This window comes from Micromonospora sp. WMMD1219 (genome assembly GCF_049315215.1).
In the GTDB taxonomy this organism is placed as follows: Bacteria; Actinomycetota; Actinomycetes; order Mycobacteriales; family Micromonosporaceae; genus Micromonospora; species Micromonospora tulbaghiae.
On sequence record NZ_CP186057.1, the window covers coordinates 3,839,400 to 3,856,199 of the forward strand.

At 74.0% G+C, this 16,800-nt stretch carries 18 protein-coding genes; 9 read left to right on the forward strand and 9 right to left on the reverse strand.

Features of this window, described 5'->3' with window-relative positions; all coding sequences use genetic code 11:
* The first annotated feature begins 14 nt into the window (after positions 1-14).
* Both ACN27C_RS18500 and ACN27C_RS18505 read left to right on the forward strand, forming a co-directional pair.
* A complete protein-coding gene (locus ACN27C_RS18500) occupies positions 15-653 on the forward strand; it encodes an acVLRF1 family peptidyl-tRNA hydrolase (protein WP_162959015.1) in 639 nt (212 codons plus the stop codon).
* Between the two features lie 159 nt (positions 654-812).
* Positions 813-2,030, forward strand: a complete 1,218-nt coding sequence (locus tag ACN27C_RS18505; RefSeq protein ID WP_422747009.1) for an RCC1 domain-containing protein — start codon at positions 813-815, stop codon at positions 2,028-2,030.
* A gap of 70 nt (positions 2,031-2,100) precedes the next feature.
* On the opposite strand, the gene ypfJ is transcribed toward ACN27C_RS18505, so the two are convergent.
* A complete protein-coding gene (ypfJ, locus tag ACN27C_RS18510; RefSeq protein ID WP_120573680.1) occupies positions 2,101-3,015 on the reverse strand; it encodes a KPN_02809 family neutral zinc metallopeptidase in 915 nt (304 codons plus the stop codon).
* A 247-nt stretch (positions 3,016-3,262) separates the two neighbouring features.
* Between ypfJ and ACN27C_RS18515 the strand changes: the two genes are divergently transcribed.
* Positions 3,263-4,870 carry an ABC-F family ATP-binding cassette domain-containing protein gene (locus ACN27C_RS18515; RefSeq protein ID WP_121685548.1) on the forward strand — a complete coding sequence of 536 codons (1,608 nt, stop codon included), beginning with the start codon at positions 3,263-3,265 and terminating at the stop codon, positions 4,868-4,870.
* Between the two features lie 150 nt (positions 4,871-5,020).
* Here ACN27C_RS18515 and ACN27C_RS18520 read toward each other — a convergent pair whose 3' ends face one another.
* Positions 5,021-5,632, reverse strand: coding sequence for a cadmium resistance transporter (locus tag ACN27C_RS18520; RefSeq protein ID WP_121683073.1), 612 nt, complete (start codon positions 5,630-5,632; stop codon positions 5,021-5,023).
* Positions 5,633-5,954: 322 nt separating this feature from the next.
* Between ACN27C_RS18520 and ACN27C_RS18525 the strand changes: the two genes are divergently transcribed.
* From ACN27C_RS18525 to ACN27C_RS18535, 3 genes are all read left to right on the forward strand, one after another.
* Complete coding sequence (locus tag ACN27C_RS18525) at positions 5,955-6,182, forward strand: helix-turn-helix domain-containing protein (RefSeq protein ID WP_007072022.1); 228 nt, start codon at positions 5,955-5,957, stop codon at positions 6,180-6,182.
* Between the two features lie 43 nt (positions 6,183-6,225).
* Positions 6,226-6,993, forward strand: a complete 768-nt coding sequence (locus ACN27C_RS18530) for an enoyl-CoA hydratase/isomerase family protein (protein WP_422747013.1) — start codon at positions 6,226-6,228, stop codon at positions 6,991-6,993.
* 132 nt (positions 6,994-7,125) lie between these two features.
* Positions 7,126-9,108 carry an ABC transporter ATP-binding protein gene (locus ACN27C_RS18535; protein ID WP_120568941.1) on the forward strand — a complete coding sequence of 661 codons (1,983 nt, stop codon included), beginning with the start codon at positions 7,126-7,128 and terminating at the stop codon, positions 9,106-9,108.
* Between the two features lie 133 nt (positions 9,109-9,241).
* On the opposite strand, the gene mug is transcribed toward ACN27C_RS18535, so the two are convergent.
* From mug to ACN27C_RS18565, 6 genes are all read right to left on the reverse strand, one after another.
* The gene (gene mug, locus ACN27C_RS18540) at positions 9,242-9,862 is read right to left on the reverse strand and encodes a G/U mismatch-specific DNA glycosylase (RefSeq protein WP_121683069.1); all 621 of its coding nucleotides are present in this window, start codon (positions 9,860-9,862) and stop codon (positions 9,242-9,244) included.
* Positions 9,863-9,872: 10 nt separating this feature from the next.
* Complete coding sequence (locus tag ACN27C_RS18545; protein ID WP_422747016.1) at positions 9,873-10,634, reverse strand: SDR family oxidoreductase; 762 nt, start codon at positions 10,632-10,634, stop codon at positions 9,873-9,875.
* A gap of 31 nt (positions 10,635-10,665) precedes the next feature.
* Positions 10,666-11,112, reverse strand: a complete 447-nt coding sequence (locus ACN27C_RS18550; RefSeq protein ID WP_121683067.1) for a hypothetical protein — start codon at positions 11,110-11,112, stop codon at positions 10,666-10,668.
* Positions 11,109-11,927: a DUF692 domain-containing protein gene (locus ACN27C_RS18555; RefSeq protein ID WP_422747018.1), complete on the reverse strand. Its 819-nt coding sequence runs from the start codon at positions 11,925-11,927 to the stop codon at positions 11,109-11,111. The genes ACN27C_RS18550 and ACN27C_RS18555 overlap by 4 nt, the downstream gene beginning before the upstream one ends.
* Positions 11,924-12,841, reverse strand: coding sequence for a TIGR04222 domain-containing membrane protein (locus tag ACN27C_RS18560; protein ID WP_422747020.1), 918 nt, complete (start codon positions 12,839-12,841; stop codon positions 11,924-11,926). Before ACN27C_RS18560 ends, ACN27C_RS18555 begins: the two co-directional genes overlap by 4 nt.
* A 104-nt stretch (positions 12,842-12,945) precedes the next feature.
* The gene (locus ACN27C_RS18565) at positions 12,946-13,518 is read right to left on the reverse strand and encodes a TetR/AcrR family transcriptional regulator (protein ID WP_013287426.1); all 573 of its coding nucleotides are present in this window, start codon (positions 13,516-13,518) and stop codon (positions 12,946-12,948) included.
* Between the two features lie 105 nt (positions 13,519-13,623).
* On the opposite strand from ACN27C_RS18565, the gene ACN27C_RS18570 reads away from it, so the two are divergent.
* The 3 genes from ACN27C_RS18570 (at position 13,624) to ACN27C_RS18580 (ending at position 16,322) form a co-directional block, all read left to right on the forward strand.
* Complete coding sequence (locus ACN27C_RS18570; protein WP_422747022.1) at positions 13,624-14,469, forward strand: carbon-nitrogen hydrolase family protein; 846 nt, start codon at positions 13,624-13,626, stop codon at positions 14,467-14,469.
* Positions 14,470-14,528: 59 nt separating this feature from the next.
* On the forward strand, positions 14,529-15,173 hold the full coding sequence (locus tag ACN27C_RS18575) for an HAD family hydrolase (protein ID WP_120568947.1): 645 nt from the start codon (positions 14,529-14,531) through the stop codon (positions 15,171-15,173).
* A 219-nt stretch (positions 15,174-15,392) separates the two neighbouring features.
* A complete protein-coding gene (locus ACN27C_RS18580) occupies positions 15,393-16,322 on the forward strand; it encodes a serine protein kinase RIO (RefSeq protein WP_120568948.1) in 930 nt (309 codons plus the stop codon).
* A 45-nt stretch (positions 16,323-16,367) separates the two neighbouring features.
* Here ACN27C_RS18580 and ACN27C_RS18585 read toward each other — a convergent pair whose 3' ends face one another.
* On the reverse strand, positions 16,368-16,616 hold the full coding sequence (locus ACN27C_RS18585; protein WP_013287422.1) for a DUF2630 family protein: 249 nt from the start codon (positions 16,614-16,616) through the stop codon (positions 16,368-16,370).
* Positions 16,617-16,800: the final 184 nt, after the last annotated feature.

Sequence of the window (16,800 nt, forward strand, 5' to 3'; positions counted from 1 at the left end):
CGTACCGTCGGGCCATGAGCAGCCGACCCGCCGCCGGGGGCGGCCGGTGGGTCGAGGTCGACCCCGGCCGCGTCGGCCGCTGGGTCGAGGGCTTCACCGACCGGCACGGCCCGCCGACCACGACGGTCCAGGAGTACGGGCTGCTGCTCACCGCCCCGGACGACGCCACCGCCGAGCTGCACACCCCGCCCGGCGCGAGCGCGTCGGCTGACGTACCCGGATTCGTCGCTTCCGCCACGGCGGCCCGCCGGCTCGGTCTGCTCCTGGCCCGCAAGGGCGCGGTGGCGGTCGGTGTCGCCGACGGCACCGATCTGGTGGTCTCCAAGGTGGACACCCGGTATGTGCAGGGGCGCACCGCGGCGGGCGGCTGGTCCCAGCAGCGGTTCGCCCGGCGGCGCGACAACCAGGCGAAGGCCGCGCTGGGCGACGCGGCCGAGCTGGCCGTACGCCTGCTGTTGCCGGAGGCGGGCACGCTGGCGGCGCTGGTGTGCGGCGGCGACCGGCGCGCGGTGGACACGGTGCTGGCCGACCGGCGGCTGGCCCCGCTCGCGGCGCTGCGCGCGCCGCGCCTGCTCGACGTGCCGGAGCCCCGGCACGCGGTGCTGGTGGCCGCCGTCGCCGCCGCCCGGGCGGTCCACATCCTGGTCCGCTGAACAGGAAAGATCACCTCAAGACGGCTCAATCCCGCTCGTCGATGATGCATCGAATCGACTCGATGCATAAGGTCGGTGTCACGAAGCGGCGGGTCTCCGGGCGACCCGCAGGGCCCGCTTCGCCTCCGCCATCCGACATCGTTGGGAGAGAACAACTTCATGAGCGGATATCAGGACGGCCGGCTGCGGGCCCGGTGGCGCCGTGCGACGAGGCTCCTCGTCGCCGCGGCGGCGATGAGCGCCGGAAGCCTCGTGCTCACCGCGACACTGACGGCCGGTACTGCGAATGCGGCCGCCGGCCCGGTCGAGCGCGCCGCGCTCGCCGCGCCCACGGTCACCAGCGTCACCGCGGGCGGCGCGCACACGTGCGCGATCAGCACCGACGGGGGACTGTGGTGCTGGGGCTCGAACTACGGCGGCCAGCTCGGCGACGGGACCACCACGAACCGCAGCGCCCCGGCGCGGGTCGGCACCGCCACCTGGACCGGCGTCGACGCCGGCTCCGGGCACACCTGCGCGGTACGCACGGACGGGACGCTGTGGTGCTGGGGCTCGAACTTCCGGGGCCAGCTCGGCGACGGGACCACCACCAGCCGCAGCGCCCCGGTGCAGGTCGGCACCGCGACCACCTGGGCCCGGGTCGACGCCGGCCCTCAGCACACCTGCGCGGTACGCACCGACGGCACGCTCTGGTGCTGGGGCTTCAACCGGACCACCCAGCTGGGCGTCGGCGCCTCGCCGTACGTCGCGAACACTCCGTTGCAGGTCGGCACGGCCACCGACTGGGTGAGCGTCTCGACCGGCTACGGGCACACCTGCGGTATCCGGGCCGGCGGCACGCTCTGGTGCTGGGGGTCCAGCTCGGACGGCCAGCTCGGGCTCGGCAACCTCGCGCCCCAGACGGCGCCCGCGCAGGTCGGCACCGCGACCGGGTGGACCGGCGTGGCGGCCGGGTACGCGCACACCTGCGGGGTCCGCTCCGGCGCGCTGTGGTGCTGGGGTGAGAACGGGTACGGGCAGCTCGGCGTGAGCGGCACGTACCGGACCGCGCCGGTGCAGATCGGCACCGCCACCACGTGGAACCGGATCGCCGCCAGCAGCGACACGACCTGCGCGTCCCGCACCGACGGCAGCCTGTGGTGCTGGGGCAAGAACTCGGCCGGGCAGGTGGGCGACGGCAGCACCACCCACCGGTCCGCGCCCGCCCAGGTCGGTACGGCCACCAGCTGGACCGGCGGACTCGCGGTCACCGATCACGGCTGCGCGATCCGTACCGACGCCGGCCTGTGGTGCTGGGGTGACAACAGCGGGGGCCAGCTCGGTGACGGGACGACCGTCAACCGGTCCACCCCGGGTCAGGTGACCCTGCCGGCCTGACCTGCTCCGGAAACGACATCGGCCCGCACCGCCGTCTTCGTCAGCGGTGCGGGCCGGTGCACGGAGCGGCTCAGGCCCCCGAGCCGAAGGTGTCGCAGGACTTCGGGTCACCGGTGGTGAAGCCCTTGGTGAACCACTGCTTGCGCTGCTCCGAGGTGCCGTGGGTGAACTCGTCCGGGTTCACCGGCCGGCCGGAGCGCTCCTGGATCGCGTCGTCGCCGATCTTCTCGGCGGCGTCGATGGCCTGCGAGATGTCCTCCTCGGTGATGCTCTTGAAGATCTTCTGCCCGCGCTCGTCGGCGGTGCCGGTGGCGTTCTTCGCCCACGCGCCGGCGTAGCAGTCGGCCTGCAGCTCCAGCTTCACCGACAGCGCGTTCGCGCTCTGCGGGTCGCGCTGCTGCTGGCGGCGCATCTGCGCCTCGGTGCCGAGCAGGTCCTGCACGTGGTGGCCGTACTCGTGGGCCAGCACGTACGGCTGGGCGAACTCGCCCTTGGCGCCGAGCTGGTCGGCGAGCAGCCGGTAGAACGTGAGGTCGATGTAGACCTGGTCGTCGGCCGGGCAGTAGAACGGGCCCACCCCGGAGTCGGCGGCGCCGCAGGCGGTGCTGACGTTCTGGCTGAAGAACACCGTCTTCGACGGCTTGTACTGCTCGCCGAACGCCTCCGGCATGGCGGTACGCCAGTACGCCTGGATCGAGTTGACGTAGAGGGTGTTGCGGCAGTCGAGCTGCTCCAGCGCGTCCTGCGCCGAGCACTTCTGCTCCAGCGAGGTGTTGTCACCCTGCTCGGAGCCGCCGCCGTTGGTGGCGGCGTTGAGGCCGAACCCGCCGCCCACCAGGGCGACGAGCACGGCGATGATGATGCCCACGATCCCGCCGCGGCCGCCGCCGATCGGGATCGGAATGCCCATCCCGCCGCCTCCGCCGGACCCTCGCCGGTCGTCCACCTGGCTGGTGTCGACCCGCGCGTTCTCGTTCAGCTCCATGTTGACCCCGATCACCGATGTGTCCGTTTGTGGTGGTTGCGGTACCGGACCGGGTCCGGACGGCGGTTTCCGTACCCGATGATCTTGCACGGTAATCCGGCGGAAGGGGTCAGCGGAGCCCGGTACACTTGCTCCCGTGCTGCGCTGCGAAGGCTGAACGGCCCCGCGCCGACGGGAAATCACCACCCGCCGGCGCTTTCGCGTGCCCTGAATCAGCCTTTCCGGACCCGAGAGCGAGTACTCCGAGATGATCACTGCCACCGGCCTGGAACTGCGCGCCGGTTCCCGGATCCTGCTGTCCGACACCACCCTGCGGGTGCAGCCGGGGGACCGGATCGGCCTGGTCGGCCGTAACGGCGCCGGCAAGACCACCACACTCAAGGTGCTCGCCGGGGAGGGCCAGCCGTACGGCGGCCAGATCGACCGGCGCAGCGCCATCGGCTACCTGCCGCAGGACCCGCGTACCGGTGACCTGGACGTCACCGGCCGGGACCGGGTGCTCTCCGCCCGCGGCCTGGACGTGCTCATGGCGCAGATGAAGGAGCTGGAGGACAAGCTCGCCGAGGGCGCCGACGACGAGCGGCTGGTCCGCCGCTACGGCGCGCTGGAGGACCAGTTCGCCTCGCTCGGCGGCTACGCGGCCGAGGCCGAGGCGGCCCGTATCTGCGCCAACCTGGGCCTGCCCGACCGGGCCCTGGCGCAGACCATCGGCACGCTCTCCGGTGGTCAGCGCCGCCGAATCGAGCTGGCCCGGATCCTGTTCCGCGACGCCGGCGAGAACGGCGGCGGCATCCTGCTGCTCGACGAGCCCACCAACCACCTCGACGCCGACTCGATCACCTGGCTGCGCGGCTTCCTCGCCAACCACAAGGGCGGCCTGATCGTGATCTCCCACGACGCCTCGCTGCTGGAGGCCGTGGTCAACAAGGTCTGGTTCCTGGACGCCACCCGGTCCGTGGTCGACACGTACAACCTGGGCTGGAAGGCGTACCTGGAGGCGCGGGAGACCGACGAGCGGCGCCGCCGCCGGGAGCGGGCCAACGCCGAGAAGAAGGCCGGCGCGCTCATGGCGCAGGCGGACAAGATGCGGGCCAAGGCCACCAAGACCGTCGCCGCGCAGAACATGGCCCGGCGCGCCGAGCGCCTGCTCTCCGGCCTGGACGAGGTCCGCGTCGCGGACAAGGTCGCGAAGGTACGGTTCCCGAGCCCCGCGCCGTGCGGCAAGACGCCGCTGACCGCGACCGGCCTGTCGAAGTCGTACGGGTCGCTGGAGATCTTCACCGACGTCGACGTGGCGGTGGACCGCGGCTCCCGGGTGGCCATCCTCGGCCTCAACGGCGCCGGCAAGACCACGCTGCTGCGGATGCTCGGCGGGCTGCTGGAGCCGGACACCGGCGAGGTGCGCCCCGGGCACGGGCTGCGGCTGGGCTACTACGCCCAGGAGCACGAGACGCTCGACGTGGACCGGACGATCCTGGAGCACATGCGCAGTGCCGCGTCCGACCAGACCGACACCGATCTGCGCAAGATCCTCGGCGCGTTCCTGTTCTCCGGCGAGGACGTGGACAAGCCGGCCGGCGTGCTGTCCGGCGGCGAGAAGACCCGGTTGGCACTGGCCACGCTGGTCTGCTCCGGCGCCAACGTGCTGCTGCTGGACGAGCCGACGAACAACCTGGACCCGGTCAGCCGCGAGCAGGTGCTCGACGCGATCGCCCGCTACCCGGGCGCGATCGTGCTGGTCACGCACGACCCGGGCGCGGTCACCGCGCTCAAGCCGGACCGCGCGATCCTGCTCCCCGACGGCGACGAGGACGCCTGGTCCGACGATCTCCTGGAGCTGGTAGAGCTGGCCTGACCCCGCCCCCGCCCCCCTCGCGCCCCCCTCTTTCCCGGTCGATCATGAAGTTGACGGCAGTTTTGGAGATCCAGATCGCCGTCAACTTCATGATCGACGAGGTGAGGGCGGGGTGGGTCGGGGTGGGTCGGGGTGGGGCGGGGTGGGCGGTCAGGTGGGGAGGGCGGCCAGGTGGGGGAGGACGCCGGAGGTGAGCAGGATGGTCGCGCCGATGGCGATGAAGATCGCCGGGACCAGCCAGTGGCCGGCGCGGCCGACCAGCGCCACCACCCGCGGGTGCCCGCCGAGCGCGGCGGCGACCGCGCACCACACGGCCACCAGCACGGCGAACACCAGCAGCCAGATCAGGCCGGTCACCGGGTCGAGGGCGCGGAACACCGGCACGTAGACGGCGATGTTGTCCGCGCCGTTCGCCACCGTCACCCCGGCGACGCCGAGCAGGCTGCCGACCACCGCCGGGGGTTCGTCGTCGTCGCGCCGGGTCAGCAGCGCGCGGACGCCGAGCGCGATCGGCAGCAGTCCGAGCAGGCCGGGCCACGGGTCCGGCACCACGAGCAGCCCGGCGGCGGCCACCACGGCGACCGCGACGAGCGCGCCGATGCCCGCGTACTGCCCGGCGACGATCTGCCACGGGCGGGGACGCCCGGTCCGCCGGGCGGCCACGAAGAGCACGGTGAGCACGACGACGTCGTCGAGGTTGGTGGCGGCGAAGACGCCGGCGGCGCCCGCAGCGGCCGTGATCGTGTCAATCACCCCGGGCACGATACGGCCCGCCGCACCGGCCGTCGGATGATCCACACCAGGTCGCCGTGGTGGCGGTATCCGGAGCGCGGCGTGCCGGCCACCTCGGGGAGGTGGTGTCGATCATGCGGGAGGACGCCGGCACCTCGCCGCGGTGGCGCCGACAGGCCTGTCCGGCGGGGGCGGTACGGATCAGCGGGCCGGAAGGATCACTCTATCGGGAAGCTGACATTGCGTAGCGTGTCGGTTGGCGAATAGTTGATATCTGGCGCATGATCGTCCGAGGCGGTCTAATAGGTGGGACCGTATCCGAACCGCACAGTCTGGGACGTGAGGAATCAGCATGGCAGCCACCGGCACAGCCACCAGCACTGAGAAGGGTCGCCGGATCGTCGGGGCCGAGCGTCAGACGCTCGCCAAAGACCTGGTAAAGCGGTACACCGGGGGTGAGAGCATCCGTGCTCTGGCGGCCTCGACGGGCCGTTCCTACGGGTTCATCCACCGTGTGCTCACCGAGTCCGGGGTGCAGCTGCGGCAGCGCGGCGGCGCCCGGCGCCGGAAGAAGGCGTGACCCGCCCCCCAGCGTCGTCCATCAGCGCGTTCCGGGGCGTCCGGTGACCGCCGAGACGACCGGAGTGCGCTTCGACTGCGACGGGCCGGTCGCGACGGTGACGTTGTGCCGGCCCGACGTGCTCAACGCGCAGACCCCGGCGATGTGGCGCGCGATGAGCGACTTCTCTCGCGACCTGCCCGGCGACGTGCGCGTCGTCGTCGTACGCGGAGAGGGGCGAGCCTTCTCCGCGGGCCTGGACCTGGCGGTCGCCGGTGCGACCGGGCCGGGCTCCTTCGCCGAGCTGGCCGCGATGCCGGAGGCGGAGTGCGCCGACCGGATCGCCGCGTTCCAGGGCGGTTTCACCTGGCTGCACCGGCCCGACGTGGTGTCGATCGCCGCCGTGCAGGGCCACGCCATCGGCGCCGGCTTCCAGCTCGCGCTGGCCTGCGACATGCGGGTCCTCGCCACCGACGCGAAGTTCTCGATGGCCGAGGTGACCCTCGGCCTCGTTCCCGACCTGGCCGGCACGCGCCGCCTGGTCGAGCTGGTCGGCTACTCCCGGGCGCTGGAGATCTGCGCCACCGGCCGGCGGATGGACGCCGCCGAGGCGGACCGGATCGGCCTGGCCACGCTCGTGGTGCCGAACGACGAGCTGGACGGCGCCGTGCGTGATCTGTCCGCCGGGCTGCTCGCCAACAACCGGGACGCGATCGTCGAGATCAAGGCGCTGCTCGCGGGCGCGACCGGTCGCTCGCACGCCGAGCAGCAGCGCGCCGAGCGGGAGGCGCAGACCCGGCGGATCCGGGACCTGGCCGGGCGGGGCGAATAGCCGGGACGGCGATTTCGTAAGGACCGTCCGGGAAGATCTGGGTTACTCGCGAGGTTGTCACAGGCGTCGGGAGAATGGACTCCGACGGTTCATGCTGCCCCGACGACCCGGAGGTGACGAGTGTCCCACCCGATGGCCGGCGGCGGCATGGGCGGCTGGAGCATGCTCCGGTCGCTGCGTAACCGCGACGAGGTCTCCGCCCACGAGCTCAAGCGCGGCACCGCCCGGCGGATCGTCGCGTTCGCCCGGCCCTACCGGCGCGACATCGTCGTCTTCCTGATCACCGTGATCGTCGCCGCGGTGATCGGCGTGGCCACGCCGCTGCTCGCCGGCGACGTCATCGACGCGATCGCCGTGGGCGGCGCGGACGCCCGCTCGACAGTGGTCCGGCTCGCCCTGATCATCGCCGCGCTGGCCGTGGCCGACGCGTTGTTCTCCCTGGTACAGCGGTGGTATTCGGCCCGCATCGGCGAGGGCATCATCCTCGACCTGCGCACCCGGGTGTACGACCACGTCCAGCGGATGCCGTTGCAGTTCTTCACCCGCACCCAGACCGGCGCCCTGGTCAGCCGGCTCAACAACGACGTGCTCGGCGCCCAGCGGGCGTTCACCTCGACGCTTTCCGGCGTGGTCAGCAACGTCATCCAGCTCGTGCTCACCGCCGGGGCGATGCTCGTGCTGTCGTGGCAGATCACCGTGCTGGCGCTGGTGCTGCTGCCGATCTTCATCATCCCGGCCCGCCGGGTCGGCCGGCGGCTGGCCGAGATCACCCGCGAGTCGTACAACCTCGACGCCAAGATGAACGCGACGATGACCGAGCGGTTCGGCGTGGCGGGCGCGCTCCTGGTCAAGCTGTTCGGCGCGCCGGAGGTGGAGGCCGACCGGTTCGCCCGCCGGGCCGAGCGGGTGCGCGACATCGGCATCCAGTCCGCGATGTACTCGCGGACGTTCTTCGTCGCGATGCTGCTCGTCGCGTCGCTGGCCCAGGCGCTGACGTACGGCGTCGGCGGCTGGCTCGCGGTCACCGGGGCGGTCAGCGCCGGCACCGTGGTCAAGCTGGCGCTGCTGCTGACCCGTCTCTACGGCCCGCTGACCGCGCTGTCCAACGTCCGGGTCGACGTGATGAGCGCGCTCGTCTCCTTCGACCGGGTCTTCGAGGTGCTCGACCTGCGCCCGTCCATCGCCGAGAAGCCCGGCGCGGTGCCGGTGCCGCGCGGCAACGGCCGGGTCGAGTTCCGCGACGTGCGCTTCCGCTACCCGAGCGCCGCCGAGGTGTCGCTCGCCTCCCTGGAGGAGGTCTCGACCCTCGACCGCACGGTCAACGAGCCGGTGCTCAGGGGCGTCTCGTTCGCCGTCGAGCCGGGGCAGATGGTGGCCCTGGTCGGTCCCTCCGGCGCGGGAAAGTCGACGCTGTCCATGCTCATCTCCCGGATCTACGACGTCAGCGACGGCCAGGTGCTGGTCGGCGGCGTCGACGTACGGGACGCGACGCTCGCCTCGCTCCGCGACGAGATCGGCGTGGTCACCCAGGACTCGCACCTGTTCCACGAGACGATCCGGGAGAACCTGCGCTACGCCAAGCCGGACGCCACCGACGACGAGATCTGGGCGGCGCTGGCCGGCGCGCAGGTCGCCGACCTGGTCCGGGCGCTGCCGGACGGGCTCGACACGACGGTCGGCGAGCGGGGTTACCGCTTCTCCGGCGGCGAGAAGCAGCGCATCGCCATCGCCCGGCTGCTGCTCAAGGCCCCGTCGATCGTGATCCTCGACGAGGCCACCGCCCACCTGGACTCGGAGAGCGAGGCGGCGGTGCAGCGGGCGCTGTCGGTGGCGCTGACCGGGCGTACCGCGCTGGTCATCGCGCACCGGCTCTCCACGGTGCGCGACGCCGACCAGATCCTCGTGCTCGACGAGGGCCGGATCGTGGAGCGCGGCCGGCACGACGAGCTGGTGGCGGTCGGTGGCCTGTACGCCGAGCTGTACCGCACCCAGTTCGCGGTCACCGACTCGCCGACGCCCCACGCCGAGGCGGAGCAGCCCGAGCCGGTGGTGACCACGGTGCCGATGGGCACCTACGTCGCCCACGAGGCCATGCCCCCGGCGGCCGCCAACTAGCGGCCCGGCGAGACCACATCGCGGCGCCGGGCCGTCGACAGCCGGGCGGCGCCGGACGACCGGCCCGCGACAGTTTTTGTCACGGTGGGGCCCGGTGACGACTGACGGCACGAACGCGGCGACGACCGAAGCCCTAACCCGCGACGACCTCGGCGCGCAGCTCGGCGAACGCGGCGCCGAGCGTCTCCGGGGTGAAGTGGGCGTTCAGGCCGCTCGGGTTGGGCAGCACCCAGAGCCGGGCCGCCGCGAGCGTCTCCGGCTGCGGCCCGAAACCGGCCTTCGGCCGGGCGAACCCGATCCGGTACGCGGTCACCCCGACCACCGCCACCCAGCGCGGCCGGAAACGCTCGACCTTCGCGGTGAGCGTGGCCGCGCCGTCGACCAGTTCGGCGGCGGTGAGTTCGTCGGCGCGGGCGCTGGCCCGGGCCACCATGTTGGTGATGCCGAGGCCCAGCGCCGGAAGCGTGTCCTGTTCGCTGGGGTGCAGCAGCCGTGGCGTGAAGCCGCCCCGGTGCAGCGCGGGCCAGAACCGGTTGCCCGGGCGGGCGAAGTGCCAGCCGGTGGCCGCCGACCACAGGCCCGGGTTGATGCCGACGAACAGCACGTCCAGGCCGGGCGCGATCACGTCGGGCAGCAGCCGGTCGGCCGCCGCGGCGAGCTGCTCGCGGCTGGGCCGGGGGTGGCGGCGGGCGGGCGTGCCGGGTCCGGGCGCGGCCTCGGGCCGTCCACCGCCCGGCCGTCGTCGATCGCTCACCGGCCCACCGTCACAGTCCGCGCAGCGCGCCGCCGTCGACCGGGACGGTGATCCCGGTGACGTACCCGGCGGCGGGGGAGAGCAGGAACGCGGCCACCCTGCCGAACTCCGCCGGGTCGCCGATGCGCCCGAGCGGGATCGCCGCCTCGGCCTGCGCGCGGGCCCGCTCCGGATCGCCGGAACCGGCAAGCAGCTCCCGGTTGCGGTCGGTCATGATCCGTCCCGGCAGCAGGCTGACGACGCGTACGCCGCGCGGGCCGAACTCGTCGGCCATGTCCTTGGCGACGCCGGCGAGGCCCGGCCGCAGGCCGTTGGAGATGCCGAGGCCGGGCAGCGGTCCGCGTACCGAGGTGGACAGCACCAGCCCGATCGCGCCGCCCTCGGTGAGCGCCCCGGCCATCGTGCGGGCGAGCCGGACGCTGCCCAGGAAGACCGTCTCGAACGACTCGCGCCACTGCTCGTCGGTGACGGTGGCGGCGGTGCCGGGCGGCGGGCCGCCGACCGAGATCAGCGCGCCGTCGAGGCGTCCGAAGTGTTCGCGGGCGGCGGCGACGAGCCGTTGCGGCGTGGCGGGGTCGGTGAGGTCGGCGGTCAGCCCGATCGCCCGCCGCGGGTCACCGAGCGCCTCGACGGCGGCGGCCACCCGTTCCGGGGTACGCGCGGAGATGACCACCCGGGCGCCGTCGGCGACGAGTTGTCCGGCGGTGGCGAAGCCGAGGCCGCCGGAGGCGCCGGTGAGCACGTACACCCGGTCGGCGAGTCCGAGATCCATGCACCGATCCTGCCGTACCGGCGGGTGCCTGTCAGCGCGGGGCGGGCCGCAGCAGGCGTACCCGGCCGGCGACCTGAACCGCGACGGCGCCGCCGGTCCGGGCGAGGGCCGGCAGCCGGCGTGGCCGGGGCGGGCGGCGGCCGTCGTAGCGGCTCGCGGCCTCGCGCGCGGTCAGCTCCTCCGCGCCCAGCGGCGGCAGCGCGTCCCGGTCGCGCAGGTCGCGGGCCAGGTCCCAGCCGTCGCGCAGCGAACCGTTCGTGGGACGGCTGTCGGCCCACGCGGTGAACGTCGCCGGCCAGTCCGCGCCGAGGCCGGCGGCGAGCAGCGGCCAGTGCCGGGCCACGTCGCCGGCGCGTTTGCGCAGCAGCGCCCGGCGGGCCGCCTCGACCGGGGCCGGGGCGAAGCCGGGCGGTAGCGGTCCACCGGCGACGAGCGCGGCGACCAGCTCGGCCTGCCGGGCCGCCAGGTCGCCGCTCACGTGACCACCGGGTGGCCGGACGCGGCGGCCAGCGCGTCCAGTTCGGCGCGCAGCTCGGCGGCGGGCGGGTAGTGCCCGTCGCGCTCCAGCAGCAGCGCAGGCGGGCGGCGCCGGGCGCACAGCTCGCGGACCAGGTCGAGGACGGCGGCGGGCACCGGGTCGGTGTGCGTGTCGTGGTAGAAGCCGCCGTGTTCGGCGCCGCCCGCCACGTGCACGTAGGCGATGCGCTCCAGCGGCAGCCGGTCCAGCAGCGAGGCCGGGTCACCGCCGCGGTTGCGGGCGTTGGCGTGCACGTTCGCCACGTCGAGCAGCAGCAGCGCGTCGGTGGCGTCGAGGATCTCGGTGAGGAAGTCCGCCTCGTCCAGCTCGTCGTCGGGCCAGTCGAACAGCGCCGCGATCGGTTCCAGGGCCAGCGGCACCGGCAGCTCCGCCTGCGTCCGCCGCACGTTCGCCACCACCGCGGCGACCGCCTCCCGGCTGCGCGGCAGCGGCAGCAGGTGACCGGCCTCCAGGCCGCCGGCCCGCACGAACGCGATGTGCTCGCTCACCAGCGGCGCGTCCAGGGCCGCGGCCACCCCGGCCAGGTGCGCGACCCGGGCCGGGTCGACCGGCTCCGCGCCGCCGAGCGACAGCCGCACCCCGTGGGGTACGACGTCGACGCCGCGTTCGCGCAGCTCGGCGAGCCCGTCCGGGAGCGGCCCGGCCGGGGCGAGCGCCTCCGCGACCACCTCGACGAAGCGCAGCCCCGGCAGCCCGGTGACGAACCCGGCGATCTCGGGGCGCCAGCCGATGCCGACGCCGGACGGGCCGCTCATCCGCCGCACCCGCCTCCGCCGCAGCCACCGCCTCCGCCGCACGAGCTGCCGCCCCCGCACGAACTGCCGCCGCCGGCGGTAGCCCCGCCGCCGCAGGAGGTGCCGGAGCTGGCGCCGCCCGCGTTGCCCATCGCCTGCCGCTGGATCTCGGCCTGCTCCGCGAAGCCGGGATCCATGGTCCAGAGCGTGGCGGTGCCGAACAGCGCCACGCCCAGCGCCACCTCCGCCGGGCCGTACGTCGTGTACGCGGGCCCGGCCGCCGGCCGCAGCCAGGTGTGCCGGCGGCGCATGTCGTTCAGCGCGGCGGTGGCCGCCCGGGTACGCCAGGGCACGCGGTTGAGCAGCACGAACGCGAGGCCGAGCGGGAACAGGCTGAGCAGCAGCCAGCCGGTGGGCCGGTCGTTGAGCAGCCCGGAGACCGCGCGCACGATGCCGATGACCAGCAGGGCTCCGACCAGCAGCGCGCCGCGCCGCAGCGTCCGGCGCCGCTCCTGGTCCAGGGCCAGGCCCCGGCGTACCAGGCCGTCGCGCAGCTCGTCGAGCGCCCGCCGGACCCACTCGTCGGCGGCCAGGTCCCGGGTGCGCAGACCGCGGCTGGCCGCGTGGTGCACCGCCTGGTCCAGCGGGGTGGCCCCGACCGGCAGCGGGCCGCCGGTGGTGAGCCGCCGGTCCGGCCGTACCCCGACCGCGCCCGCGTGGCGCAACCCGCCGAGCGCCGCCCAGACGGCGAGCTGGTCGCCGCCGTTGAGGTACGCGACCTGCTGCGGACCGAGGTCGCCGTACGCGGTCACCGGCGTGCCCGCCAGCATGCGCCGCCGGTACACGATCGCGCCGACGACCAGGACGACGGCGAGCAGGAGGTACCAGCGCAGGAATACGGGGCCGGGGATGCCCCAGGTGTCGGAGGGGGTCATCGTCTGCTCCTGTCGCGAGGAGGGGTCGCGGCTCATTGTGGAGCAGGCGCGCCAGAGTCGATCTCCTGGAGCGGCGTAGTTACCGGACCGAGACCGGTGCCGGTTCAGTGCCGGCGGACGGCCTCCTCGACCAGGTCGAGCACGCGGGCCAGGTCACCGGCCGGCCGGCCCATGGCCAGGTGCAGCACCAGCCCGTCGTAGGCCAGCTCCAGGAACTGGGCCAGCACGTCGATCGGCACGTCGTCGCGGAGCACCCCGGCTTCCCGCTGGCGCAGCAGGCGTTCGCGGGTGGCCCCGGCGATGGCCTCGGAACGCTCCGCCCAGCGCTTGGCGAAGGCGGGGTCGGTGCGCAGCCGGCGGGAGACCTCAAGCTGGCTGCCGAGCCAGCCGGTGGTGTCCGGCGAGACGGCCCGGGCCAGCAGGTCGCGCATCACCTGCACGAGACCGTTGCGGGCCACCGTCTCCACCATGGCGGCGGCGTCGTCCTCGGCCACAGCGAGGAACAGGGAGTCCTTGTCCCGGAAGTGGTGGAAGATCGCGCCACGGGACAGGCCGGTGGCCTCCTCCAGCCGCCGTACGGTGGCCCCCTCGTAGCCGTGCCGGGCGAAACACGCCCGCGCCGCCGCGAGGATCTCCTGGCGGCGCGCGTCGAGCTGGTCCTGACTTACTCTGGGCACGGGTGGATCGTCGCAGGTGGAACCGGCCGATGCAAACCGTACGTACGGCTTGAGATGCGATTCCGGATGATCATCTGTCCGTCGCCGGGTGGTTAGGATCGGCGCGTGACCGCCCCTCCCGCGCACCCGCTCACCGTCGCCGCCGTCCAGGCCCAGCCCGTCCCCGGCGACGTCGCCGGCAACGCCGGTGCCGCCGCCCGCCTCGTCGCCCGGGCCGAGGGCGCCCGCGTCGTGGTGCTGCCCGAGCTGTTCCTGCCGGCGTACCACCCGCCGACGCTCGGGGCCGACCCGGACGCCACGGACGTGGCCGCCGACGCCGACGGCCGGGTCGCCGACGTCCGGCTGGACCCGCTGCGCTCCGCCGCCGCCGACGCGGGTGCCGCTGTGGTGATCGGCGCCGCCGTCCGCCACCCCGACCGGCGGCGCACCATCTCCTCGCTCGTCGTGGACCCGGCCGGCACGGTCACCGCCGCGTACGACAAGCAGCAGCTCTGGAGCGGCGAGCGGGAGCTGTTCGACGCCGGACGCCGGGGCGCCACGCTCGTGGTCGACGCGTGGCGGCTGGGCCTGGGTGTCTGCTACGACGGCTGCTTCCCGGAGCACGCGCGCGCCGCTGCCGGCGACGGCGCGCACGGCTACCTCTGCCCGAGCGGCTACCTGGCCGGCTCGGCGCACCGCCGCGACCTCTACTACGCCGCGCGGGCGCTGGACAACACGATGTACGTGGTGTTCGCCAACTCGGTCGGCGGCACCGATCCCTGGCGCTTCAACGGCGGCGCGGCGGTGTACGACCCGGAGGGCCGGCCGCTGGCCCGGGGCGCCGACACCGGCGAGGACGTGCTGGTGGCCACGCTGGACCCGGACGCGCTGGCCGCCACCCGCGCGGCGCACACGATGCTGTTGGACCGTCCGCTCGACGCCGGGGCGGATCGCGCCGTCCTCGTCGCCTGATCGCCGTGGCGGGGCCCTCGGCCCTGTCGGTGCTCCGGCCGTTCCCGTAGGGTGCCCAGGTGCCGTTGCTCCTGCTCGATCTGGACAACACCCTGCTGGACCGCGACGGGCCGTTCCGCGCCTGGGGAGAACGCTTCCTGGACGGCATCGGCGCGCCGCCGGCCGACCTCGACTGGTTGGTGTCCGTGGACGCGGACGGGCTGACCAACAGGTGGGACGTGGCGGATGCGATCCGCGACCGGTACGCGCTGCGCATCCCCTCGATCGACCTGGTCGACGAGCTGCACGACGGGGTGGTGGCCCACATGCGGCTCGACCCGCTGGTGGCCTGCGCGCTGCGGATCGCGGCCGACGCCGGCTGGGTGCCGGTGGTGGTCACCAACGGCGCGTCCCGTCAACAGGACGCCAAGATCCGCAAGACCGGCCTGGACCGGTACGTCGCCGACTGGGTGATCTCCGAGGAGGCGGGCGTCAGCAAGCCCAACCCGAGGATCTTCGCGCTCGCCGCCCAGCGGGCCCGGATGCCGCTGCGCGGCGCGTGGGTGGTCGGCGACAGCCCGGAGGCGGACATCGGCGGCGCGACGGCGGTGGGCCTGCCCAGCGTCTGGCTGCACCGGGGACGCCGCTGGTCCGACCCGAGGTTCGCGCCCACCCGGATCGAGGACGGGCTGATCGCGGCCGTCGCGGCCGTCCTGGCCGGCTGACCGCGCGCGACGACGGCGCGGCGACGAGGCGCGGCGACACCGCGGCCCGGGTGGCGGCGCGGAAAATCCGTTGACCTGCCCCGGGCGGGGTACGACCATGGTGCCGCGCGAGTGCGCAGCCGGGGTGTGCCCGGTCGAGGAGAGGAGGTCGGTCATGGCCGTCTTCGCAGGGTCGTTCCACCTGCCTCCACCAGCCTCGATCGAAGGACAGATCCACCCGTGCGCGATCACGACTTCCCGGCGCCGCAGCGCCGCGGCCGCGGCAAGAGCCGCTTCGACGACGACGAACCCGACTTCCTGAAGCGGGGGCGGCACACCCCGCCGACCCTCACCGACCCGGACGCCGAGCCCGAGGCGGAGGACGCCTGGTCCTCCTGGGACCAGGCCGTCCACGGCCCCGAGCCGCACCCGGACTGGCTGGTCACCGAGCTGGCCGCCCGGGACACCGAGCTCGGGGTGCTCAAGACCGGCAAGGAGGCGGACGTCCACCTGGTCCGCCGGGCCGTGCCGGACACCGACCGCAGTTGCCTGCTGGCGGTCAAGCGCTACCGCGACGCCCAGCACCGGCTCTTCCACCGCGACGCCGGTTACCTGGAGGGCCGCCGGGTGCGGCGGTCGCGGGAGATGCGGGCGATGACCGGCCGTACCGCGTTCGGCCGGCAGATGATCGCCGGGCAGTGGGCGGCGGCCGAGTTCGCCGCGTTGTCCCAGCTCTGGGAGATCGGGGCCGCCTCCGGGCGGATCGCGGTGCCCTATCCGGTGCAGCTGCTCGGCACCGAGCTGATGCTGGAGTTCGTCGGCGACGCCGAGGCGGGGGAGGCCGCGCCGCGGCTGGCCCAGGTCCGGCCCGACGACGACGAGCTGCGCGACCTGTGGGAGCAGCTCGTGGAGGCGCTCACGGTGCTGGCCCGGGCCGGGTACGCACACGGCGACCTGTCCCCGTACAACCTGCTGGTGCACGCGGGCCGGCTGGTGATGATCGACCTGCCGCAGGTGGTCGACGTGGTGGCCAACCCGCAGGGGGCCGACTTCCTGGCCCGCGACGTGCGGGTGGTGGCCGCCTGGTTCACCGCCCGCGGGATGCCGGCGACGGTGACCGATCCGGCGGCGCTGACCGAGGCGCTGCTGCGGGAGGCGGGCATCCGCTGACCGGCCGGCGTCCCGGGCGGGAGACCGCCCGGGACGCCGCCCGGGTCACTGCAGGTAGCGCTCGACCTCCGGCACCGGGCGCTCGCCCTGGGCGTCCGGGTCGCCGTGCGCCTGGCGGGCGGCCCGGCGGCGGCGCAGCAGATCCCAGCACTGGTCCAGGGACTCCTCCAGCGCGCGCAGCCGCTCCCGCGCCTCGTCGTCGGTGCCGGCCTCGTGCTGCTGCGCGTCGGCGCGCAGCCGGTGCTCCTCGTCGACGAGTTCCGAGATCCGGCTGAGGATGGTCTTGTCGTCCATGCCCGAAGCTTGGCACAGCGGACGGGTCCGCGCCCGCGTTCTGCCGCCGTCCGCGCAGAGGTGAGCGTTGCTCGCTCTCCGCAACGGCCACTGTGTACGCGAGTGACGCATATCCCACGGGCTCCATTCTCGACAAAGAGATTGTTGTTACGTGAAATATCCTCCGACCTGCCTTTTGATCTGC

Excerpts from the sequence above, each read along its gene's own strand:
- ACN27C_RS18500 (WP_162959015.1), top strand. The coding sequence starts at position 15 with ATGAGCAGCCGACCCGCCGCCGGGGGCGGCCGGTGGGTCGAGGTCGAC.
- ACN27C_RS18505 (WP_422747009.1), top strand. The coding sequence starts at position 813 with ATGAGCGGATATCAGGACGGCCGGCTGCGGGCCCGGTGGCGCCGTGCG.
- ypfJ (WP_120573680.1), bottom strand. The coding sequence starts at position 3,015 with ATGGAGCTGAACGAGAACGCGCGGGTCGACACCAGCCAGGTGGACGAC.
- ACN27C_RS18515 (WP_121685548.1), top strand. The coding sequence starts at position 3,263 with ATGATCACTGCCACCGGCCTGGAACTGCGCGCCGGTTCCCGGATCCTG.
- ACN27C_RS18525 (WP_007072022.1), top strand. The coding sequence starts at position 5,955 with ATGGCAGCCACCGGCACAGCCACCAGCACTGAGAAGGGTCGCCGGATC.
- ACN27C_RS18535 (WP_120568941.1), top strand. The coding sequence starts at position 7,126 with ATGGCCGGCGGCGGCATGGGCGGCTGGAGCATGCTCCGGTCGCTGCGT.
- ACN27C_RS18545 (WP_422747016.1), bottom strand. The coding sequence starts at position 10,634 with ATGGATCTCGGACTCGCCGACCGGGTGTACGTGCTCACCGGCGCCTCC.
- ACN27C_RS18555 (WP_422747018.1), bottom strand. The coding sequence starts at position 11,927 with ATGAGCGGCCCGTCCGGCGTCGGCATCGGCTGGCGCCCCGAGATCGCC.
- ACN27C_RS18560 (WP_422747020.1), bottom strand. The coding sequence starts at position 12,841 with ATGACCCCCTCCGACACCTGGGGCATCCCCGGCCCCGTATTCCTGCGC.
- ACN27C_RS18585 (WP_013287422.1), bottom strand. The coding sequence starts at position 16,616 with ATGGACGACAAGACCATCCTCAGCCGGATCTCGGAACTCGTCGACGAG.